At 59.9% G+C, this 22666-nt stretch carries 13 protein-coding genes; 9 read left to right on the top strand and 4 right to left on the bottom strand.

The genetic code is table 11. From position 1 onward, the window contains the following. The first annotated feature begins 71 nt into the window (after nt 1-71). The 6 genes from EL257_RS14940 (at nt 72) to EL257_RS14915 (ending at nt 12448) form a co-directional block, all read left to right on the top strand. Nucleotides 72-1379, top strand: coding sequence for an MdtA/MuxA family multidrug efflux RND transporter periplasmic adaptor subunit (locus EL257_RS14940; RefSeq protein ID WP_126363788.1), 1308 nt, complete (start codon nt 72-74; stop codon nt 1377-1379). Beyond that, nucleotides 1376-4477: an MdtB/MuxB family multidrug efflux RND transporter permease subunit gene (locus EL257_RS14935; RefSeq protein WP_126363786.1), complete on the top strand. Its 3102-nt coding sequence runs from the start codon at nt 1376-1378 to the stop codon at nt 4475-4477. Before EL257_RS14940 ends, EL257_RS14935 begins: the two co-directional genes overlap by 4 nt. A gap of 136 nt (nt 4478-4613) precedes the next feature. Next, nucleotides 4614-7721 (top strand): efflux RND transporter permease subunit, encoded by a 3108-nt coding sequence (locus tag EL257_RS14930; protein WP_126363784.1) that lies wholly within the window; start codon nt 4614-4616, stop codon nt 7719-7721. Continuing rightward, complete coding sequence (locus EL257_RS14925; RefSeq protein WP_126363782.1) at nt 7718-9187, top strand: efflux transporter outer membrane subunit; 1470 nt, start codon at nt 7718-7720, stop codon at nt 9185-9187. The genes EL257_RS14930 and EL257_RS14925 overlap by 4 nt, the downstream gene beginning before the upstream one ends. Nucleotides 9188-9476: 289 nt before the next feature. Further along, nucleotides 9477-11615 (top strand): putative bifunctional diguanylate cyclase/phosphodiesterase, encoded by a 2139-nt coding sequence (locus tag EL257_RS14920; protein WP_126363780.1) that lies wholly within the window; start codon nt 9477-9479, stop codon nt 11613-11615. Between the two features lie 86 nt (nt 11616-11701). Then, nucleotides 11702-12448 carry an SDR family oxidoreductase gene (locus tag EL257_RS14915; protein WP_126363778.1) on the top strand — a complete coding sequence of 249 codons (747 nt, stop codon included), beginning with the start codon at nt 11702-11704 and terminating at the stop codon, nt 12446-12448. 109 nt (nt 12449-12557) lie between these two features. On the opposite strand, the gene mapR is transcribed toward EL257_RS14915, so the two are convergent. The 3 genes from mapR to EL257_RS14900 form a co-directional block, all read right to left on the bottom strand. Then, complete coding sequence (gene mapR / locus EL257_RS14910) at nt 12558-13967, bottom strand: GntR family transcriptional regulator MpaR (protein WP_126363776.1); 1410 nt, start codon at nt 13965-13967, stop codon at nt 12558-12560. Nucleotides 13968-14136: 169 nt separating this feature from the next. Continuing rightward, on the bottom strand, nt 14137-15567 hold the full coding sequence (gene ccoG, locus EL257_RS14905) for a cytochrome c oxidase accessory protein CcoG (protein WP_126363774.1): 1431 nt from the start codon (nt 15565-15567) through the stop codon (nt 14137-14139). Between the two features lie 196 nt (nt 15568-15763). Beyond that, nucleotides 15764-16012: a DUF3203 family protein gene (locus EL257_RS14900; RefSeq protein WP_126363772.1), complete on the bottom strand. Its 249-nt coding sequence runs from the start codon at nt 16010-16012 to the stop codon at nt 15764-15766. Between the two features lie 129 nt (nt 16013-16141). Between EL257_RS14900 and EL257_RS14895 the strand changes: the two genes are divergently transcribed. Continuing rightward, entirely contained in the window at nt 16142-16654 is a 513-nt protein-coding gene (locus EL257_RS14895) for an MgtC/SapB family protein (protein ID WP_126363770.1), read from the top strand. Nucleotides 16655-16805: 151 nt separating this feature from the next. Here EL257_RS14895 and EL257_RS27770 read toward each other — a convergent pair whose 3' ends face one another. Next, nucleotides 16806-16964, bottom strand: coding sequence for a hypothetical protein (locus tag EL257_RS27770; protein ID WP_172604483.1), 159 nt, complete (start codon nt 16962-16964; stop codon nt 16806-16808). A 218-nt stretch (nt 16965-17182) separates the two neighbouring features. Between EL257_RS27770 and EL257_RS14890 the strand changes: the two genes are divergently transcribed. Continuing rightward, nucleotides 17183-19180 (top strand): alpha-1,4-glucan--maltose-1-phosphate maltosyltransferase, encoded by a 1998-nt coding sequence (locus EL257_RS14890; RefSeq protein ID WP_126363768.1) that lies wholly within the window; start codon nt 17183-17185, stop codon nt 19178-19180. Between the two features lie 143 nt (nt 19181-19323). Further along, the gene (treS, locus tag EL257_RS14880) at nt 19324-22665 is read left to right on the top strand and encodes a maltose alpha-D-glucosyltransferase (protein WP_126363766.1); all 3342 of its coding nucleotides are present in this window, start codon (nt 19324-19326) and stop codon (nt 22663-22665) included. The last annotated feature ends 1 nt before the right edge of the window (nt 22666 follow it).

Raw genomic sequence — 22666 nt, 5'->3', positions numbered from 1 at the left:
GTAAAGCTGCTTTGCTAATTCACCACCAGTGCTTATCGTTCAGCCTCCCGTAAAAGAAGCCCACGCGCCCAATGGTTAATCACTCCATGCAATCGTCTCCCCGCAAATCCCGTCGCTGGCTGATCAGCCTGCTTGTCCTGTTGGTCATTGCCGTTCTGTGCTGGAAATTCTGGCCGGCCGGTACCGCCCAAAAAGAGGGCGGTGAGAAAGCGGCTGCCGGGCACACCGGGCGCTCGGGGATGACACGGCCAGGCTTCGGCGGTGGCACCGGGCCAATTCCGGTGCGTGTCGCGCCGGCGGTTACCGGCGACTTCCCGCTGTATTACAAAGCGTTGGGTACCGTCACTGCGCTGAACACCATCAACGTGCGCAGTCGGGTCGGCGGGGAGCTGGTGAAAATCAATTTCGAAGAGGGCCAGATGGTCAAGGCGGGCGACTTGCTCGCGGAGATCGACCCGCGCCCTTACCAGAACGCCTTGCTCCAGGCGGAAGGCACGCTGCTGCAAAATCAGGCGCAACTGAAGAACGCTCAGGTCGATGTCGAGCGTTATCGCGGCTTGTATAAAGAAGACAGCATCGCCAAACAGACCCTCGACACCGCTGAAGCGCTGGTCGGTCAATATCAGGGCACGGTGAAAACCAATCAGGCTGCGGTCAACGATGCCAAGCTCAATCTGGAATTCACCAAGATCCGCGCACCGATTGCCGGGCGTGTAGGTCTGCGCCAGGTCGACGTCGGTAATCTGGTCACCGCCAACGACACCACGTTCCTTGCGGTGATTACCCAGACGCAACCGATCAGCGTTGCGTTCACCCTGCCGGAAAACAGCCTCGAAACCGTACTCGCCCGTTATCGCAGCGGCGCCAAACTGCCTGCCGAAGCCTGGGATCGCGGCGACACCAAACTGCAGGCCAGCGGCGTTTTGCAAAGCCTCGACAATCAGATCGACGTCGCCACCGGAACTCTTAAATTCAAGGCGCGCTACGAAAACCGTGATCAGGCGCTGTTCCCCAACCAGTTCGTCAACGTTCACCTGCTGGCCGATACCCTCAAGGGCGTCGTTCTGGCACCGACCGCGGCCATTCAATTCGGTACCAACGGCACGTTCGTCTATGCGCTGGAGGGCGACAAGAAAGTCACCATTCGCCAGCTCAAGGTCGGCGCCAGTGACGGCGAAAATACTGTGGTCACCGAAGGCCTGGCCGCTGGTGATCGCGTGGTGCTCGAAGGTACGGACCGCTTGAAAGAAGGCAGCGAAGTGGAGGTGGTCAACGACAGCAACCAGGTGCCCACCACTCCGACTGAACATCTGCAAGGGAAGTCCGCCGCCAATGCACCGGACGCTGCCGTCACTGACAAGGCCAAGAAGGGCGCATGAACATTTCGCGGCTGTTCATCCTCCGACCGGTAGCCACGACGCTGAGCATGCTGGCCATTGTGCTGGCCGGTCTGATTGCTTATCGCCTGTTGCCGGTGTCTGCATTGCCGCAGGTCGATTACCCGACCATCCGCGTCATGACCCTGTATCCCGGCGCCAGTCCGGACGTCATGACCAGTGCGGTGACGGCGCCGCTTGAACGTCAGTTCGGACAAATGCCGGGCCTGACACAAATGGCCTCGACCAGTTCCGGCGGCGCTTCGGTGCTGACCCTGCGCTTCAGCCTCGACATCAACATGGATGTTGCCGAACAACAGGTGCAAGCCGCGATCAACGCCGCGACCAACCTGCTGCCAACCGATCTGCCGGCACCACCGGTGTACAACAAGGTCAACCCGGCGGACACGCCAGTGCTGACCCTGGCCATTACCTCGAAAACCATGCTGCTGCCCAAACTCAACGATCTGGTCGATACGCGCATGGCGCAGAAAATCGCCCAGATCAGCGGTGTCGGCATGGTCAGCATTGCCGGCGGTCAGCGCCAGGCTGTGCGCATCAAGGTCAACCCGGAAGCGCTGGCAGCCAACAGCCTGAACCTGTCGGATGTGCGCACGTTGATCGGCGCTTCCAACGTCAACCAGCCGAAAGGTAACTTCGACGGCCCGACACGGGTGTCCATGCTCGACGCCAACGACCAGCTGACGTCGCCCGAGGAATACGCCAACCTGATTCTCGCCTACAAGAACGGCGCACCGTTGCGGCTCAAAGACGTCGCGGAAATCGTTGATGGTGCGGAGAATGAGCGTCTCGCCGCCTGGGCCAACCAGAATCAGGCGGTATTGCTGAACATCCAGCGACAGCCCGGTGCCAACGTGATCGAGGTAGTCGACCGTATCAAGGCGCTGCTGCCGAGCATCACCGACAACCTGCCGGCCGGCCTCGATGTCGCGGTGCTCACCGACCGCACCCAGACCATCCGCGCTTCGGTCACCGACGTGCAGCACGAATTGCTGATCGCCATTGCGCTGGTGGTGATGGTGACCTTCCTGTTCCTGCGCCGTGCCAGCGCGACAATTATCCCGTCGGTGGCCGTGCCGCTGTCGCTGATCGGCACCTTTGGCGTGATGTACCTGGCCGGGTTCTCGGTCAACAACCTGACGCTGATGGCGCTGACCATCGCCACGGGATTTGTGGTCGACGATGCCATCGTCATGCTGGAAAACATTTCGCGTTACATCGAAGAGGGCGACAGCCCCATGCAGGCGGCGCTCAAGGGCGCCAAGCAGATTGGTTTCACGTTGATTTCCCTGACGCTGTCGCTGATTGCGGTGCTGATCCCGTTGCTGTTCATGGGCGACGTGGTCGGGCGTTTGTTCCGTGAGTTCGCGATCACCCTGGCGGTGGCCATCCTGATTTCGCTGGTGGTCTCGCTGACGCTTACGCCAATGATGTGCGCGCGGTTGCTCAAGCGTGAACCGGAAGCGCATGAGCAAGGCCGTTTTTACCGTGCCAGCGGCGCATTCATCGACTGGATGATCGCTGGCTACGGACGCAAACTGCAGTGGGTGCTCAAGCATCAACCGCTGACGTTGCTGGTGGCTATCGGCACGCTGGCGCTGACAGTGTTCCTGTATCTGATCGTACCCAAGGGTTTCTTTCCGGTGCAGGACACCGGCGTCATCCAGGGCATTTCCGAGGCACCGCAATCGATTTCCTTCGCGGCCATGGGCGAGCGTCAGCAGGAACTGGCGCGGATCATTCTCGAGGATCCGGCGGTCCAGAGCCTGTCTTCCTACATTGGCGTCGACGGCGACAACTCCACACTCAACAGCGGCCGTTTGCTGATCAACCTCAAACCCCATGGCCAGCGTGACCTGACCGCCTCCGAAGTGATCGCCCGTTTGCAACCGCAAGTGGACAAACTGGTCGGCATCCGGCTGTTCATGCAGCCGGTGCAGGACTTGACCATCGAGGATCGGGTCAGCCGCACCCAGTATCAGTTCAGCATGTCTTCCCCGGACGCCGCATTGCTCAGTGAATGGAGTGGCCGATTGGTCGAGGCCCTGGCCCAGCGTACGGAACTCACCGACGTCGCCAGCGATTTGCAGGACAAGGGCTTGCAGGTTTATCTGGTGATCGACCGCGATGCCGCATCGCGCCTTGGTGTCTCGGTGTCGAACATCACCGATGCGCTCTATGACGCATTCGGTCAGCGGCAGATTTCGACGATCTACACCCAGGCCAGCCAGTACCGCGTGGTGCTGCAGGCTCAGTCTGGCGAGAAGATCGGCCCGCAGGCGCTCGATCAGATCCACGTCAAGACCACCGATGGCGCGCAGGTGCGTCTGTCGAGTCTGGCCCACGTCGAACAACGTCAGGCGCAGTTGGCAATCACCCACATCGGTCAGTTTCCGGCGGTGATGATGTCGTTCAACCTCGCGCCGGGTGTTGCCTTGGGGCACGCGGTGGAGGTGATCGAACAGGTGCAGAAAGACATTGGCATGCCGATTGGCGTGCAGACCCAGTTCCAGGGCGCTGCGGAAGCGTTTCAGGCGTCGCTGTCGAGTACCTTGCTGCTGATTCTGGCGGCGGTAGTGACCATGTACATCGTGCTCGGCGTGCTTTACGAGAGTTACATCCACCCGATCACCATCCTCTCGACATTGCCCTCGGCGGCGGTCGGCGCCTTGCTGGCACTGCTGCTCAGTGGCAATGACCTGGGGATGATCGCGATCATCGGCATCATCCTGCTGATCGGTATCGTCAAGAAAAACGCGATCATGATGATCGACTTCGCCCTCGACGCCGAGCGTACCCAAGGGATGGCGCCGGAGCAGGCGATCTACCAAGCGGCGCTGCTGCGTTTCAGGCCGATTCTGATGACCACGCTGGCGGCCCTGTTCGGCGCGGTGCCGTTGATGCTCGCCACCGGTTCCGGGGCGGAATTGCGTCAGCCGCTGGGCCTGGTGATGGTTGGTGGACTGCTGGTGAGCCAAGTGCTGACGCTGTTCACCACCCCGGTGATCTACCTGTATTTCGACCGCCTCGGTCGGCGCTTTGGCAAGACCAAGGCTGACGCGGAAGAGGTGCCAGCATGAAGGCCGGAACACATCGCCCCTGTGGGAGCGAGCCTGCTCGCGAAAGCGGTGCGTCAGTCTCCGCCTGTGTTGGATGTAAGATCGCATTCGCGAGCAGGCTCGCTCCCACAGAGGCGTGCGGGGAGCACGAGACTCGATGAATCTGTCCGGTCCCTTCATCAAGCGCCCGGTTGCGACCATGCTGCTGAGCCTGGCAATCATGTTGCTGGGCGGTGTCAGCTTCGGTCTGCTGCCGGTGTCGCCACTGCCGCAAATGGACTTTCCAGTGATCGTCGTGCAGGCGAGCCTGCCCGGCGCCAGTCCCGAAGTCATGGCCTCCACCGTCGCGACGCCACTGGAACGCTCGTTTGGCGCCATCGCTGGGGTCAATACCATGAGCAGTCGTTCCAGCCAGGGTTCGACGCGGGTCATTCTGCAATTTGACCTCGACCGCGACATCAACGGCGCGGCGCGAGAAGTGCAGGCAGCCATCAACGCCTCGCGCAATCTGCTGCCGAGCGGCATGCGCAGCATGCCCACGTACAAAAAGGTCAATCCTTCACAAGCGCCGATCATGGTGCTGTCGCTGACCTCGGACGTCCTCGAAAAAGGCCAGCTCTACGATTTGGCCTCGACCATTCTGTCGCAGAGCCTGTCGCAAGTGCAGGGCGTGGGCGAGGTGCAGATTGGCGGCAGTTCGCTTCCTGCGGTGCGCATTGAACTCGAACCGCAGGCACTGAACCAGTACGGCGTGGCGCTCGATGACGTGCGAAAGACCATCGCTGAAGCCAACGTGCGCCGGCCCAAGGGCTCGGTCGAAGACGATCAGCGCCTGTGGCAGATTCAGGCCAACGACCAGTTGGAGAAAGCCAAGGATTACGAATCACTGATCATCCATTACGCCGACGGCGCGGCGCTGCGCCTCAAGGACGTAGCCAAGGTCAGCGACGGTGTCGAAGACCGTTACAACAGCGGCTTTTTCAACGATGACGCGGCGGTGCTGCTGGTGATCAACCGCCAGGCCGGCGCCAACATCATCGAGACCGTCAACGAGATCAAGGCGCAGTTGCCAGCGCTGCAAGCGGTACTGCCCGCCAGCGTGAAACTGAATCTGGCAATGGATCGCTCGCCGGTGATCAAGGCAACGTTGCACGAAGCCGAGATGACCTTGCTGATCGCCGTAGCGCTGGTGATTCTGGTGGTGTTCCTGTTCCTCGGTAATTTCCGCGCCTCGCTGATTCCAACACTGGCAGTGCCCGTGTCGCTGGTCGGCACGTTTGCAGTGATGTACCTGTACGGTTTTTCGCTGAACAACCTGTCGTTGATGGCGCTGATCCTGGCGACCGGGCTGGTGGTGGACGACGCCATCGTGGTCCTGGAAAACATTTCCCGGCATATCGACGACGGCGTGAAACCGATGAAGGCGGCGTATCTCGGCGCCCAGGAAGTCGGGTTTACCTTGCTGTCGATGAACGTCTCGCTGGTGGCGGTATTCCTGTCGATTCTGTTCATGGGCGGAATTGTCGAAAGCCTGTTCCGCGAATTCTCCATCACCCTGGCGGCAGCCATTGTGGCCTCGCTGGTGGTGTCGCTCACACTGACGCCAATGCTTTGCGCACGCTGGCTCAAGCCCCATACGCCGGGCCAGGAAAACCGCTTGCAGCGCTGGAGTCGCCACGCCAACGACTGGATGGTCGGCAAATATGCCAGCAGCCTAGACTGGGTGTTGCGCCATCGGCGCCTGACCCTGCTCAGCCTGTTGATTACCGTCGGGGTCAACGTCGCGCTGTATGTGGTGGTGCCAAAAACCTTTCTGCCGCAGCAGGACACCGGGCAATTGATCGGGTTCGTGCGCGGCGATGACGGTCTGTCGTTCAGCGTCATGCAACCGAAAATGGAGATTTTCCGTCGGGCCGTGCTCAAGGACGAGGCTGTGGAAAGCGTTGCCGGGTTCATCGGCGGTACCAACGGCACCAACAATGCCTTCATGCTGGTGCGCCTGAAACCGATCAACGACCGTCAGATCTCGGCGCAGAAAGTCATCGAGCGCATGCGCAAGGAAATGCCCAAGGTACCGGGCGCGCAGTTGATGCTGATGGCGGATCAGGACCTGCAATTCGGCGGCGGCCGCGAGCAGACGACATCGCAATACAGCTACATCCTGCAAAGCGGTGATCTGGGCGAGTTGCGCAAGTGGTATCCGAAAGTCGTCGCCGCACTGCGCGCCTTGCCCGAGTTGACCGCCATCGATGCCCGCGAGGGTGCCGGCGCGCAGCAGGTGACGCTGATTGTCGACCGCGATCAGGCCAAGCGTCTGGGCGTCGACATGGACATGGTCACTGCGGTGCTGAACAACGCCTACAGTCAGCGGCAGATTTCGACGATCTATGACAGCCTCAACCAGTATCAGGTGGTGATGGAGGTCAATCAGAAATACGCCCAGGACCCGGTCACGCTCAAACAAGTGCAAGTGATCACGGCTGACGGCGCGAGGGTGCCGCTGTCGACCTTTGCCCATTACGAAAACAGCCTCGAAGACGACCGCGTCAGCCACGAAGGTCAGTTCGCCTCGGAAAGCATCGCCTTCGACATGGCCGAGGGCGTCACGGTGGAGCAGGGCGGTGCCGCCATTGAACGGGCGATCGCCAAGGTCGGCTTGCCCGAAAGCGTCATCGCGAAAATGGCCGGTACCGCTGATGCGTTTGCTGCCACGCAGAAAAGTCAGCCGTTCATGATTCTGGGCGCACTGCTGGCGGTGTATCTGGTGCTGGGCGTGCTGTATGAAAGCTACATTCACCCGCTGACGATTCTCTCGACCCTGCCCTCGGCCGGTGTCGGTGCGTTGCTGTCGATCTATGTGCTGGGCGGTGAATTCAGCCTGATTTCCTTGCTCGGCCTGTTCCTGCTCATCGGTGTGGTGAAGAAGAACGCCATTTTGATGATCGATCTGGCGCTGCAACTGGAGCGTCATCAAAACATGACGCCACTGGAATCGATCCGCAGTGCCTGCCTGCAACGGCTGCGACCGATCCTGATGACCACGCTGGCAGCCATCCTCGGCGCGTTGCCGTTGCTGCTCAGCCGTGCCGAAGGCGCAGAAATGCGCCAGCCATTGGGCCTGACCATTATTGGCGGGCTGGTGTTCAGCCAAGTGCTGACGCTTTACACCACGCCCGTGGTTTACCTCTATCTCGACAAGCTGCGCCATCGCTTCAACAAATGGCGTGGCGTGCGTACTGATGCCGCTCTGGAAACTCCGCTATGACCGACCGTTCGCTTTTCAATCTGGCTCCTGTGCGCGGCTCGCGTTTATTGAGCCTGTCACTGTGCGTGGCAATGCTCAGTGCCTGCGCTGTGGGCCCGGACTATCAGCGCCCGGCGACCGCCGAAATCGCTCAATACAAGGAAGCCGCAGGCTGGCGTCAGGCCAATCCCAGTGATTCGCTGGCGCGCGGTGCCTGGTGGGAGCTGTACGGTGATCAACAGCTCAACGGGCTGATCGAGAAACTCAACAGCGCCAACCAGACCGTCGCGCAATCGGAGGCGCAGTTCCGTCAGGCGCAGGCGCTGGTTCGCAGTACGCGCGGGACGTTCTATCCGAATGTCGATCTGAGCGTCGGCAAAACTCGCTCCAGCCAAGGCACCGGCAGCAGCAGTTCGAGCCTGAGCAGTTCCTCCAGCGGGATCCGCGACACCTATAACGCGCAGTTGGGCGTGAGTTGGGAAGCGGATGTATGGGGCAAACTGCGTCGCGGACTGGAGGCCGATGAGGCCAGCGCGCAGGCAAGTTTTGCCGATCTGGCGGCGATGCGTCTGAGCCAGCAGTCGGAGCTGGTGCAGAACTATCTGCAATTACGTGTGATCGACCAGCAGAAGCGCTTGCTCGAAGCTACTGTCGTCGCCTATGAACGCTCGCTGAAGATGACCCAGAACCAATATCGCGCGGGCGTTTCGGGGCGTGATGCGGTGGCACAGGCGCAAACGCAGTTGAAGAGCACCCAGGCGGATCTGGTCGATCTGATCTGGCAGCGCGCGCAGTTCGAGAATGCGATTGCGGTGCTCACCGGGCAGGCGCCGGCGGATTTCAGTATCGCCGAATCGCAGAGCATTCCGAACCTGCCGCAGATTCCGTTGAGCCTGCCATCGCAGTTGCTCGAGCGCCGCCCCGATATCGCCTCGGCGGAGCGTTCGGTCATTGCTGCCAACGCCAATATCGGCGTGGCGAAAGCAGCTTATTACCCGGATCTGACCCTGAGCCTGAGCGGTGGCTACAGCAGCAGTACCTCGAAAAACCTCATCAGCCTGCCGAACCGGTTCTGGTCGGTGGGGCCGCAATTGTCGTTACCGCTGTTCGACGGTGGGATTCGTTCGGCGGAAGTCGACCGCACCGAAGCGGCCTATGACGAAACGGTCGCCCGCTATCGCCAGACTGTGCTCGACGGTTTCCGCGAAGTGGAAAACTATCTGGTGCAGCTCAAGGTGTACGAGGATGAAGCGGCGGTGCGTCAGGAAGCGCTGGATGCCGCGCGTGATTCCCTGCGCCTCACGGAAAACCAGTACAAGGCCGGGTTGATCGCCTACATCGACGTGGTCGTGGTGCAAGCCACGGCGTTGAGCAACGAGCGTACGGTGTTGAATATTTTGCAGAATCGTCTGATTGCCAGCGTGCAGCTGATTGCCGCGCTGGGCGGTGGCTGGGATGGTCAGATGGACATCAGCGACAGCCGCTGAATTTGTGGGGTCGAGCCTGCTCGCGATAGCGGTGAGTCAGTCCAGCGAGGTGCTGGATGTGCTGACGCCTTCGCGAGCAGGCTCGCTCCCACAGGGATTTGTGTGCGGCGCGGGCTCAGTGCTGAAAGCCCACTTCAGAGCCTTGTAGGACGATCAAACAAGCGTTTCATCGGCTTGATGGCAATATGCTCACTTTGTCAGTGCGTTCTTCCGCGCAATCAGTACAATCGCCGCATTTGCCCAACCGAGAATGGAAGCAGTACGGTTACGGGTCGTCACGAGAACGTCCATGCTCATCGGCAGCTACTCCTTCACTCTGGTTTTCATTTCGTTGTGCGTGGCGATCCTCGCTTCCTACACGGCACTTGACCTGACCGGGCGCATCGCCACGGCAAAGGGCCGGGCCGTGCATTTCTGGACGGCGGGGGGCGCGTTTGCGATGGGCGTGGGCGTCTGGTCGATGCATTTCATTGGCATGCTCGCCTTCAAATTGCCCATTGCTCGGGGCTATGACTTTGCCCTGACCGCGCTATCCCTGCTGATTGCCATGCTCTCCTGCGGTTTTGCCCTGTGGCTGGTAAGCCAGCCGAAGCTGCCACTGGCGCAACTGGCGTTTGGTGCACTGATCATGGGCTCGGGCATCAGCGCGATGCACTACACCGGCATGGCCGCGTTGCGCATGACGCCCGGCATCGATTACGACCCGACGCTGTTCAGCGCTTCCTTGCTCATTGCCGTCGGCGCCTCGGCGGCGGCATTGTGGATTGCGTTTCGCCTGCGTCAGCACTCACCGTTCGTGCGGCTGATTCGCGCTGGCGCCGCGGTGATCATGGGCATGGCGATCGTCGGCATGCATTACACCGGCATGGCCGCCGCGCAATTTCCCGAGGGCAGTTTCTGCGGCGCGACGCTGAATGGCCTGAAAGGCAATGGCCTCGACAGTCTGGTGGTGATTACCACGCTGGCGGTGCTATCGATTGCCTTGCTGACCTCGATTCTCGATGCCCGTCTGGAAGCGCGCACCGCTGATCTGGCGCACTCGCTGACGGTGGCCAACCGCGAACTCATCCAACTGGCACTGCACGATCCGCTGACCGGTTTGCCGAATCGCATGCTGCTCGATGACCGGATCAATCAGGCGATCAAGAAGGTTGCAGAGCAGGGCGGTTGTTTCGCGTTGATGTTCATCGATCTCGACGGCTTCAAGCCCGTCAATGACGCGTTTGGCCATCACATGGGCGATCAGTTGCTGCGCGAAGTCGGCCTGCGTCTGCGCGAAGACTTGCGCAGTCAGGACACGCTGGCGCGCATCGGCGGCGATGAATTCGTTTTGCTGGTGCGCCTGAGCGAGCCCAACGATGCCTTGAGCCTTGCCGCGCGCCAGGTCGGCTTGATCGGCCAAACCTTCCGCGTTACTGAACATGACCTGCAGATTTCCGCCAGCGTCGGCATCGCCCTGTATCCGGGCAACGGCAACAATGCTCAGGAACTGCTGATGAACGCCGACGCTGCGATGTATCACGCCAAAAACGGCGGCAAGAACGGCTATAGCTTCTTCGACGCATCGATGAACAGCAACGCGCGCAAGCAATTGCAGTTGCTCCAGGACCTGCGCGCGGCGCTGGAGCTCAGCCAGTTCAGCCTCTATTACCAGCCCAAGTTCGATGCCGCCAACGGTCGTCCGGTGGGGGCTGAAGCGCTGTTGCGCTGGCAGCATCCGGTGCATGGCATGCTGATGCCGGACAAATTCATCGATCTGGCGGAAAAGACCGGCCTGATCATTCCGATTGGCGACTGGGTGCTTAACGAAGCCTGCCGGCAGATGCGCGAATGGTATGTGCTCGGTTACACCGATTGGCGCATTGCGGTGAACCTCTCGGCATTGCAGTTCTGCCACGCCGGTCTGGTGCAGAGTGTGGCCAATGCGCTGGCGACTCACCATCTGCCGGCCAACAGCCTGACGCTGGAGATCACCGAAACCACGGCGATGAGCGACGCCGATGCGAGCATGACGGTGTTGCAGGAGTTGTCGGACATGGGCGTTGACCTGTCGATCGATGATTTTGGCACGGGCTATTCCAGCCTGATGTACCTCAAGCGTCTGCCGGCCAATGAACTGAAGATCGACCGTGGCTTCGTCCGCGATCTCGAGCATGACGGTGATGATGCCGCGATCGTTTCGGCGATCGTCGCGCTCGGTCAGGCATTGGATCTGCGCATCGTCGCCGAAGGCGTCGAGACCGATGCGCAGCAGGATTTCCTGACGAAACTGGGCTGTGATTCGTTGCAGGGTTATCTGCTCGGGCATCCGATGCCGGCGGAGCGCTTCATGCAGGACATCGTGCGCGGGCAGCGGTTGGCGGTGGTCAGAGACCACAGCTCCCTTGCCATAAATGTTGTTAAACCGCCTGAAAAGATCAACATTTGAGCCTTTGACACAGCCCATGCAAAACCCGCCAATGGCGGTTATCCTTTCCCCGACTGTTACGTGTGCACTTGGGGGAAAAGGCCAGCATGGAAAAAGTCATTGTCATCACCGGTGGCGGGCGCGGGATTGGCGCCGCTACGGCGTTGTTGGCCGCCGAGCAGGGCTATCGGATCTGCATCAACTATCAGTCGGATGAACAAGCCGCGCAAAACGTGCTGGAACAAGTCCGAGGCCTGGGCGCACAAGCCATCGCAGTACGCGCCGACGTCAGCATTGAGGACGAGGTGATCGCGATGTTCCAGCGCGTCGACAGCGAGTTGGGCCGGGTGACCGCGCTGGTGAACAACGCCGGCACCGTCGGGCAAAAATCGCGGGTCGATGAAATGTCCGAATTCCGCATTCTGAAAATCATGAAGACCAACGTTCTGGCGCCGATCCTCTGCGCCAAACATGCGATTCTGCGCATGTCGCCCAAACATGGCGGGCAGGGCGGCAGTATCGTCAACGTTTCTTCGGTGGCTGCGCGGCTGGGCTCGCCAAACGAATACGTCGACTACGCCGCCTCCAAAGGCGCACTCGACACCTTCACCATCGGCCTGTCCAAGGAAGTGGCCGGTGAAGGCATACGCGTCAATGCGGTGCGCCCAGGCTATATCTACACCGATTTCCACGCTTTGAGCGGTGACCCGGATCGGGTCAGCAAACTCGAATCGGCTATCCCGATGGCGCGCGGCGGGCGTCCGGATGAAGTGGCTGAGGCGATCATCTGGCTGCTGTCGGACAAGGCTTCATATGCGACCGGGACGTTTGTCGATCTCGGGGGCGGGCGTTAGAAGCCAGCTCCCACAGGGATCTTCAGCGTACACAAAATGTGTGAGCGACCAAGTAACCTGTGGGAGCTGGCTTGCCAGCGATGAGGCCCGCGCATTCGACATCAAACCATCAGAACGACCGCACAATCCGCCCCAACGTTTCCATGGCCTTTTCCGAGTCCTCAGTCCACGGGCTTCCATAGTTCAGCCGAATACAGTGTCGGAATCGCTGCGTCGGCGAGAAAATCGGGCCAGGTCCGATGCTGATGCCTTGCGCCAATGCCATTTGAAACAACTTCAGCGAATCCGTCTCTGGCGGCAGTTCCAGCCATAAAAAATAGCCGCCGGCCGGCTGGCTTACGCGTGTTTGCGCCGGGAAATAACGGGCGATCGCGGCGAGCATGGCGCTTTGCTGCTCTTCCAGTGCGTAGCGCAACTTGCGCAGATGGCGGTCGTAGCCGCCGTGCTGCAGATAGTCTGCAATCGCCGCCTGCGCGGGCATTGACGCGCACAGCGAGGTCATCAATTTCAGTCGTTCGATTTTCTGTGCATAGCGTCCGGCGGCCACCCAGCCAATACGGTAGCCGGGCGCAAGACTTTTGGCGAACGAGCCGCAATGCATCACCAAGCCTTCCGTGTCAAAGGCCTTGGCCGGTTTCGGTGCGTGTTGGCCGTAATAGAGTTCGGCGTAAACGTCGTCTTCGATCAGCGGCACCTGATGGCGGCGCAACAGCTCAACCAATTCCTGTTTCTTCGCCTCCGGCATGGTCGCGCCCATCGGGTTCTGGAAACTGGTCATGCACCAGCACGCCTTGACCGGGTGGCGTTCGAGGGTTTGCGCCAGCACGTTGAGGTCGATGCCGTCACGCGGATGCACGGGAATTTCCACGGCCTTGAGTTTCAGACGTTCCAGCACTTGCAGGCTGGCGTAAAACGCCGGGGCTTCGATGGCGACCAGATCGCCCGGTTCGGTGACCGCTTGCAGGCACAGGTTCAATGCCTCGAGGGCGCCATTGGTGATCAGCAGTTCTTCCATCGGCAACATCAGCCCGCCGACCATGTAGCGCAGAGCGATCTGCCGGCGCAATTGCGGGTTGCCCGGCGACATGTCAGTGACGACCATGCGCGGATCCATCTCCCGTGCGGCGCTGGCCAGCGAGCGCGACAGGCGTTGCAGCGGGAACAGCATCGGGCTGGGAAACGCCGAGCCGAACGGCACGGTGTTGGGGTCTTTGATCGAGTCGAGTACCGAGAACACCAATTCGCTGACATCGACGTCGGTGGAGTCGTTGACCTGGCTGCTGATCACCGGCTCCGAAAACGGGCTCGGCGCATGGGTGTTGACGAAATAGCCGGAGCGCGGACGAGCGCGGATCAGACCACGGCGCTCCAGCAGGTAATAGGCCTGGAACACCGTCGACGGGCTGACGCCGTAGGTCTGGCTGGCGTAGCGCACCGAAGGCACGCGCTGGCCGGGGCCGAGCACGCCGGAGCGGATCAGTTCAGCGATGTCTTCGGCGAATTTTTCGTAGCGTTTCATCGGTATTCCGCAATGGACTGTATTCGGCTTGCCGTTGTGGCGAGGGAGCTTGCTCCCGCTGGGTTGCGCAGCAACCCTACACTTTGTGAGCGCTGCGCACTCAAGCGGGAGCAAGCTACCTCGCCACAGGTGCTGTATCGTCGGTTAAAAGCGGCAGCAGCTTAATGGATCAGCGATTCATCGGCGCCACAAACCGGCTCTTGGCCACGCTGTGAACCTGTGGTTCATCACTGTCCTCGATTCTGAAACTCAAGGTCTGCGAACTGCTGGTCGGGCGTTCGGTGGTCATCGCCACCGACACCGGTACATCGACAATTTCCCCCGGCGCCAGGCTCAATTGGGTTTTGCCGTGTAACTCGAAGCCGTTGCCATCCACCAGGCCCAAGCGATATTCCTGTTGCTGTTGGGTCTTGTTGATCACCTTGAGCGAGTAAATATTCTCGATCTGGCCCCGGGCATTTTCCCGGAACAATCCGCGATCCTTGGTCACGTCCAGCGACACCATCGGCCGCTCGACCAACGCCAGCACCAACGCGCCGACCATTACCAGCAGCACCGCCATGTAGCCAATCAAGCGCGGGCGCAGCCAATGTGTCTTGTCACCCTGCAATTCGCGCTCGGAACTGTAACGGATCAGCCCGCGAGGATAATTCATTTTGTCCATGATCGAGTCACAGGCATCAATGCACGCCGCGCAACCAATGCATTCCATCTGCAAGCCGTCGCGGATGTCGATGCCGGTCGGGCACACCTGCACACATACCTGACAGTCGATGCAATCGCCCAGGCCCGCCTCAAGCGGATTGGCTTCGCGTTTGCGCGGGCCACGGTGTTCGCCACGCGCCGCGTCGTAGGCAATCGTCAGGGTGTCCTTGTCGAACATCACGCTCTGGAACCGCGCATACGGACACATGTGCATGCACACCGCTTCCCGCAGCCAACCGGCGTTTATATAGGTGGCCGCGGTAAAAAACAGCACCCAGAACAGACTGACGCCGCCGATTTGCAAAGTCAGCAATTCTTCCGCGAGCGGCCGGATTGGCGTGAAGTAACCAACGAAAGTCAGGCCAGTGATGACACTGATCGCCAGCCACAGCGTGTGCTTGGCCGCACGCCGCGCCACTTTGTTGAAGCTCCACGGCGCCGCTTGCAGCTTGATTCGCTGATGGCGTTCGCCTTCGGTGATTTTCTCGCACCACATGAAAATCCACGTCCACGAACTCTGTGGACAGGTATATCCGCACCAGACCCGCCCCGCGAACACGGTGATGGCGAAAAGGCCAAACGCGGCAATGATCAGCAGCGCCGAGAGCAAAATGAAATCCTGCGGCCAGAACGTGGCGCCGAAGATGTGAAATTTGCTTTCGGAGAGATCCCAGAGGACCGCCTGACGCCCGCCCCAGTTCAGCCACACGGTGCCGAAAAACAGCAGAAACAGAAATCCGGCACCGCTCAGGCGCAGGGAGCGAAACAGGCCGGTGAAGCTGCGGGTGTGGATCTGGTTGTCGCTGGACCGGGTCGCCGCCGTGGTCGGGCGACCCGGCACACGTTTAATGATTGGCGTCGCTTCTACGCTTCGGACGGGGATTCGTTCGCTCATGGTCGTTCGCTCATCAGCCTCCATCAGGCCGGTGAACTATGAGCGTCGATCTGTTTACAGAACAGACTCAGGTCTGGCTATAAAAAGCGGATCAGATGAGGTTTTGTGGATTGAAAGCGACGACTTCAGCCACGTCGTAGGGCAGGGCGCGGGGCGCCTATCGCAGGCGTCCGCGCAGCGTGTTGATCAAGATCAGTCAAACTACCGAATCACTGTCATCGGCTTTCAGATGTTTACGCCCGTCCTTGGCCCCGGCAGCCGTCAAGGCATCCGCTTCTGCTTCGGTGATGTAGATGCGCTCGCCCTCTACCGCGACGAATGACATGGCTTTTGCACTATCGGTCATGACTTCGAGAGTGTCGCAGATGCGTATTTCTTCGCCATGTTCGACGGTAAAAAAACACACTTTCTGCTCGGGGTTGGATTCATCGATGCGAACGGGCATGGCGGCAGTCCTTTTTCCAGTGATGTCTGCTCGTTAGGAAGCGAAGCACGTGAATCGTTCTGCGCAACCGATTAATGGTCGGCGTTGTCCATCGCTTATCCAGTCAAAGACACAACAAGGGTTTCACGAATGGACGAATGGTGGGATGAAGTATGGGTGACGTTGCAAGCGGAGTTCGCTGACATCGGCGACGCGTCACAGATGACGCGGATTACCGTGCGGCTGCTGATGGCAGCAATTCTCGGCGGGATTCTCGGCTTTGAGCGTGAACACAAGGGCAAGGCCGCGGGCGTGCGTACGCACATGCTGGTGGCGCTGGGTGCGGCGCTATTCGTGCTGGTGCCGCAGACGTCCGGAGCGGAATCGGATGCGATGAGCCGGGTATTGCAAGGCGTGATCGCCGGCATCGGTTTCCTTGGTGCCGGGACGATCCTGAAAAATCAGCAGGGTGACGAGGCCCATGTTAAAGGCCTCACCACTGCCGCGGGACTATGGATGACCGCGGCGATCGGGGTGGCGGCGGGGCTGGGCAAAGAGGCGACGGCGCTGCTGAGCACCATTCTCGCGCTGGCGATTTTCAGCGTGATGCCCTACGTGGTGAGGATGTTCGAGAAAGATGTCGACAAGAACGATCATCTCTAAAGCGACTCCAATCCTTGTAGGAGCTGCCGCAGGCTGCGATCTTTTGATCTTATCGAACGAAAATCAAAAGATCGCAGCCTGCGGCAGCTCCTACAGGGGCGTAAAAAGATCGCAGCGTTCGGCAGCTCCTACAGGGGCGTGATGAGGCGGATCAGACGATAACCGGCGGCATGGTGCTTGGCGGTTCTTCTTTGGGCGGTGGTGTGGTGCCGGGCGGTTCCTGCGCCGGGTCAGGCGGCGGCTCGGTTTCGGGCAGGGTGGGTTTGTCGATGTTTGGATCTGGCGTTTCCGCCGGGATCGGGATGGTCATCTGATGCTCTCCGTGTGGCACATGGCGTAAGAAGTGCTTAAGTGGATTGACCACCCTGTGATGAATTCGATCCGCTTTCTCCGTCAGGTAATTTCATCTGAACTTTTCCCGGCGGCAGTCGCTCGGAACCTAAGTGAGTTCATAGCCGGGGCAGGGGCCTCGTTGCGAACACTGACCCGGTACAAGAGCGTCCTTGGGGCGTAAAGGAGAGATGCTCAATGACTGCTGAAACTTCCTCAGAGCTGAGCTACAACCCGCACATACCTTTATCGCAAGCGTTGCTGATGCCACGCATTGCCATCGAGAACGTCATGCCGACCCTCGATGGCGGGCAATTTGCCGTCAAATCGATTGCCGGCCGCGAAGTGGTCGTGACCAGCAAAGTGTTCGCCGACGGCCATGACAAGCTCGCCGTGCGCATCCGCTGGCGCGAAGAAGGTGAAGAGACCTGGCAAAGCGAAGTGATGGCCGATCAGGGTAATAACGGCTGGCAAGGCCAGTTCCGCCCGGAGAATCAGGGCCGTTACCTGTATTGCATCGAAGCGTGGATCGATCACTTCGCCAGTTTCCAGTATGAACTGGAGAAGAAGCACAACGCCGCCGTTCCGGTGTCTTTAGAGCTGCAGGAAGGCCGCACGATGGTGCAGCAGGCTGCCGAGCGCAGCGAAGGTCAGCTCAGCGAACAATTGGCCGCGTTGCATCATGAACTCTCCGGACTGCTCGAAACCGAGCAGGTCGCGCTGTTTCTGCACTCGCGCAGTGCGCAGTTGATGGCCGAGGCCGATCATCGCGCCTACTTGAGTGTGAGCCCCGAATTCCCCGTGGACGTCGAGCGTGAACTGGCCGAATTCGCCAGTTGGTACGAGCTGTTTCCGCGCTCGATCACCGACGATCCACATCGCCACGGCACCTTCAACGATGTGCAGTCGCACCTGCCGATGATTCAGGACATGGGTTTCGACGTGCTGTATTTCACGCCGATCCATCCGATTGGTCGCGCGCACCGCAAGGGCCGCAACAACTCCCTGACCGCCGGCCCCGATGATCCCGGCAGTCCGTATGCAATCGGCAGCGAGGAGGGCGGTCACGAGGCGATTCACTCGCAACTCGGCACCCGCGAAGACTTCCGTCGCCTGGTTGCCGCTGCCGCCGAGCATGGTCTGGAAATCGCCCTCGATTTCGCCATCCAGTGTTCCCAGGATCACCCGTGGCTCAAGCAGCATCCGGGCTGGTTCAACTGGCGCCCGGACGGCACGATCAAATACGCGGAAAACCCGCCGAAGAAATATCAGGACATCGTCAACGTCGACTTTTATGCGCCGGATGCCATCCCGAGTTTGTGGGTCGAGTTGCGCGACATTGTCATCGGCTGGGTCAAGGAAGGCGTGAAGATTTTCCGTGTCGACAATCCGCACACCAAGCCGCTGCCGTTCTGGCAATGGTTGATTGCCGACGTACGCGCGCTGCATCCGGAAGTGATTTTCCTCGCCGAAGCGTTCACCACGCCAGCAATGATGGCCCGCCTGGGCAAGGTCGGCTACACACAGAGTTACACCTACTTCACCTGGCGCAACACCAAAACAGAACTCGCCACTTATTTCACCGAGCTGAATCAGTCACCGTGGCGCGAATGCTATCGGCCGAATTTTTTCGTCAACACACCGGACATCAATCCGGCCTTTCTGCACGAGTCGGGCCGTCCCGGATTTTTGATTCGTGCGGCGTTGGCGACCATGGGCTCTGGCCTGTGGGGCATGTATTCCGGTTTCGAGCTGTGTGAATCGGCGCCGGTGCCGGGCAAAGAGGAATATCTCGATTCGGAGAAATACGAGATCCGCGTCCGGGATTTCACCGCCCCCGGCAACATCATTGCCGAGATCGCCCAGCTCAACCGTATCCGCCGGCAAAACCCGGCGCTGCACACGCATCTTGGGCTGAAGGTCTACAACGCCTGGAATGACAACATTCTGTATTTCGGCAAAAGCAGCGCGGATGGCAGCAACTTCATTCTTGTCGCGGTCAGCCTTGATCCACATAACGTGCAGGAAGCGAATTTCGAACTGCCGCTGTGGGAAATGGGCTTGCCCGATGATGCGACGACGCACGGCGAAGACTTGATGAACGGACACCGCTGGGACTGGCACGGCAAATATCAGTTCATGCGCATAGACCCGGCGTACCAGCCGTTCGGGATTTGGCGAATCACCGCCAGTTAGCACTCGCGAAACCCCTGTAGGAGCTGCCGAAGGCTGCGATCTTTTGATCCTGCTTTTCAAAAACCTGATCAAAAGATCGCAGCCTTCGGCAGCTCCTACACTTCGGTACAGCGTGCAGACACGAATTTTTTCAGGAGTTTCAAATGGCGAAGAAACCCAAGGCTGCCACCTTCATCAAAGACCCGCTCTGGTACAAGGATGCGGTGATCTATCAGGTTCACGTCAAATCGTTTTTCGACTCCAACAATGACGGTATCGGCGACTTTCCAGGGCTTATCGCTAAACTCGACTACATCGCCGACCTCGGCGTCAACACCATCTGGCTATTGCCGTTCTATCCATCGCCGCGTCGTGATGACGGCTACGACATTGCCGAATACCGTGGCGTGCACAGCGATTACGGGACGATGGCCGATGCCAAACGCTTCATTGCCGAGGCGCACAAGCGCGGGTTGCGAGTGATCACCGAGCTGGTCATCAATCACACCTCCGATCAGCATCCGTGGTTCCAGCGTGCGCGCAAAGCCAAGCCTGGCTCGGCCGCCCGTGATTTCTACGTGTGGTCGGATGACGACCAGAAATACGACGGCACGCGGATCATTTTCCTCGACACCGAAAAGTCCAACTGGACCTGGGATCCGGTTGCCGGCCAGTACTTCTGGCACCGGTTCTATTCGCACCAGCCCGACCTCAATTTCGACAATCCGCAAGTGATGAAAGCCGTGCTCTCGGTGATGCGTTATTGGCTGGACATGGGCATCGACGGCCTGCGTCTCGACGCCATCCCATACCTGATCGAGCGCGACGGCACCAACAACGAGAATCTCCCGGAAACCCACGACGTTCTCAAGCAGATCCGTGCGGAAATCGATGCCAATTATCCTGATCGCATGTTGCTTGCCGAGGCCAACCAATGGCCGGAAGACACGCAACTGTACTTTGGCGACACCGATGCCGCGGGCATCAACGGTGACGAATGCCACATGGCGTTCCACTTCCCGCTGATGCCGCGCATGTACATGGCGTTGGCGCAGGAAGATCGTTTCCCGATCACCGATATTCTCCGCCAGACCCCGGAGATTCCGGCCAACTGCCAGTGGGCGATTTTCCTGCGCAACCACGATGAGCTGACGCTGGAGATGGTCACCGACCGCGAGCGCGATTATCTGTGGAATTACTACGCCGCGGACCGCCGCGCGCGGATCAACCTGGGCATCCGTCGCCGCCTGGCGCCGTTGATGGAGCGCGATCGTCGCCGCATCGAATTGCTCAACAGTCTGCTGCTGTCTATGCCCGGCACGCCGACCCTGTACTACGGCGACGAGATCGGCATGGGCGACAACATTTATCTCGGTGACCGCGACGGCGTGCGCACCCCGATGCAATGGTCGATCGACCGCAACGGCGGCTTTTCCCGCGCCGATCCGGCGAGCCTGGTGCTGCCGCCGATCATGGACGCGCAGTACGGCTATCAGTCGGTCAACGTCGAAACCCAGTCCGGCGATCCGCATTCGCTGTTGAACTGGACCCGGCGCCTGCTCACGGTGCGCAAACAGTCGAAAGCTTTTGGCCGGGGCACGCTGAAGATGCTTTCACCGGCCAACCGTCGCGTGCTGGCTTACACCCGCGAATACACCGATGTCGATGGCAAGCATGAAATCATTTTGTGCGTGGCCAACGTCTCACGGAGCGCGCAAGCGGTCGAGCTGGATCTTTCGGCTTACGTCGGCATGGTGCCGGTGGAAATGCTGGGTGGTAACGCGTTCCCGCCGATTGGCCAGTTGAATTTCCTCCTGACTCTGGCGCCGTACGGCTTCTATTGGTTCGCGCTGGCGGCGGAAAACCAGATGCCGAGCTGGCACGTCGAACCGGCGCAGAGCCTGCCGGACTTCACCACGCTGGTGCTGAAAAAACGCATGGAAGAACTCCTCGAAGCGCCTTCGCGCTCGACGCTGGAGCAAAGCATTCTGCCGAGCTGGCTGCAAAACCGCCGCTGGTTCGCCGGCAAGGACGCGGCCATCGACAAGGTGCATCTGGCCTACGGCGTGCGCTTCGGCGATGCCCAGCATCCGGTGCTGCTCAGCGAAATCGAAGTCACCAGTGGCGGCCAGACCAGCCGTTATCAGCTGCCGTTCGGCTTCATCGCCGAAGACCACGTCGGCCCGCCGTTGCCACAGCAATTGGCGCTGTCCCGCGTACGTCGCGTGCGTCAGGTCGGTCTGATTACCGACGCGTTCAGCCTGGAAACCTTTGTTCGCGCGGTGTTGCAAGGCATGCAGAACAACACTGTGCTGGAATCGGCCGAAGGTGAAATCCGCTTCGAACAGACGCCGCATCTGGAAAAACTTGGCCTCGGTGCCGAGTCTGACGTGCGCTACCTGTCTGCCGAGCAATCCAACAGCTCGGTGGTGATCGGCAACAGTCTGGTGCTTAAGCTGATACGTAAAGTCGCTTCCGGCGTACACCCGGAACTGGAGATGAGCGCTTACCTGACCGAGGCCGGGTTTGCCAATATATCGCCGCTGCTCGGATCGGTGATCCGCCGCGATGGCAACGGCGACGACAATCTGCTGATGATCGCTCAGGGTTATCTGAGCAATCAGGGCGACGCTTGGGAGTGGACGCAGAACAACCTCGAACGGGCGCTGCGCGATGAGCTTGCCGATGCCATGTCCGAACAGGAACAGCATTACAACGCGCTGGGCGAGCTGAAGGACTTTGCCGGCATGCTCGGCCAGCGTCTCGGCGAAATGCATCAGATCCTCGCAGCGCCGACCGACAATGCCGATTTTGCGCCACAAGCGTCGACCGCCAAGGATATGCAAGCCACTGCCAGGGATGTCGCGGAGCAGGTTGAACACGCGCTCAAATTGCTCAAGCAACATCAGGGTGAACTGAACGCGGCCGACCAGAAACTGGTCAAGCGTCTGATCGATGAGAAAAAAACCATTCTTGCCCACGTGCAGGATCTGGCGAAGAAAGCCGTCGGTGGTCTGCGTATTCGCGTCCACGGCGACCTGCATCTGGGTCAGGTACTGGTGATCAAAGGTGACGCTTATCTGATCGACTTCGAAGGCGAACCGGCGCGGCCGTTGAGTGAGCGCCGTGGCAAACACAGCCCGTACAAAGACGTCAGCGGCGTACTGCGTTCGTTCGATTATGCGGCGGCCATGACGATCAATGTGCACAACGTCGACCACAGCGCCGAATCGGAAACCGCGCGCCGGCAAGTGGCGCAGCGCTACCTGCGTGAGGCCCGTGAGGCATTTGTACAGGCATATCGCGAAGCAGCAGCTAATCTGGATCATGCTTGGCAGGATCCTGAAGGGGCCGACGCTGCTCTGGCATTGTTCGGTCTGGAGAAGGCGGCCTATGAAGTGGCCTATGAAGCCGAAAATCGCCCAACGTGGCTGCCCGTGCCGTTGCACGGTTTTTATGGGTTATTGACAGGGCTTAAACCCTTTTCCGATCTTGGTGGAGAGTAGT

It is taken from the genome of Pseudomonas fluorescens (assembly GCF_900636825.1).
Lineage (GTDB): Bacteria > Pseudomonadota > Gammaproteobacteria > Pseudomonadales > Pseudomonadaceae > Aquipseudomonas > Aquipseudomonas fluorescens_BG.
Note: the sequence above shows the minus strand (reverse complement) of the source record. Positions and strands in the feature narration are given on the sequence as shown.

What these genes read in the sequence shown, in the direction of transcription:
- EL257_RS14925 (WP_126363782.1), top strand. Translation starts at nt 7,718, where the DNA reads ATGACCGACCGTTCGCTTTTCAATCTGGCTCCTGTGCGCGGCTCGCGT.
- ccoG (WP_126363774.1), bottom strand. Translation starts at nt 15,567, where the DNA reads ATGAGCGAACGAATCCCCGTCCGAAGCGTAGAAGCGACGCCAATCATT.
- EL257_RS14940 (WP_126363788.1), top strand. Translation starts at nt 72, where the DNA reads ATGGTTAATCACTCCATGCAATCGTCTCCCCGCAAATCCCGTCGCTGG.
- EL257_RS14935 (WP_126363786.1), top strand. Translation starts at nt 1,376, where the DNA reads ATGAACATTTCGCGGCTGTTCATCCTCCGACCGGTAGCCACGACGCTG.
- EL257_RS14890 (WP_126363768.1), top strand. Translation starts at nt 17,183, where the DNA reads ATGACTGCTGAAACTTCCTCAGAGCTGAGCTACAACCCGCACATACCT.
- EL257_RS14900 (WP_126363772.1), bottom strand. Translation starts at nt 16,012, where the DNA reads ATGCCCGTTCGCATCGATGAATCCAACCCCGAGCAGAAAGTGTGTTTT.
- EL257_RS14920 (WP_126363780.1), top strand. Translation starts at nt 9,477, where the DNA reads ATGCTCATCGGCAGCTACTCCTTCACTCTGGTTTTCATTTCGTTGTGC.
- mapR (WP_126363776.1), bottom strand. Translation starts at nt 13,967, where the DNA reads ATGAAACGCTACGAAAAATTCGCCGAAGACATCGCTGAACTGATCCGC.
- EL257_RS14930 (WP_126363784.1), top strand. Translation starts at nt 4,614, where the DNA reads ATGAATCTGTCCGGTCCCTTCATCAAGCGCCCGGTTGCGACCATGCTG.
- EL257_RS27770 (WP_172604483.1), bottom strand. Translation starts at nt 16,964, where the DNA reads ATGACCATCCCGATCCCGGCGGAAACGCCAGATCCAAACATCGACAAA.
- treS (WP_126363766.1), top strand. Translation starts at nt 19,324, where the DNA reads ATGGCGAAGAAACCCAAGGCTGCCACCTTCATCAAAGACCCGCTCTGG.
- EL257_RS14915 (WP_126363778.1), top strand. Translation starts at nt 11,702, where the DNA reads ATGGAAAAAGTCATTGTCATCACCGGTGGCGGGCGCGGGATTGGCGCC.
- EL257_RS14895 (WP_126363770.1), top strand. Translation starts at nt 16,142, where the DNA reads ATGGACGAATGGTGGGATGAAGTATGGGTGACGTTGCAAGCGGAGTTC.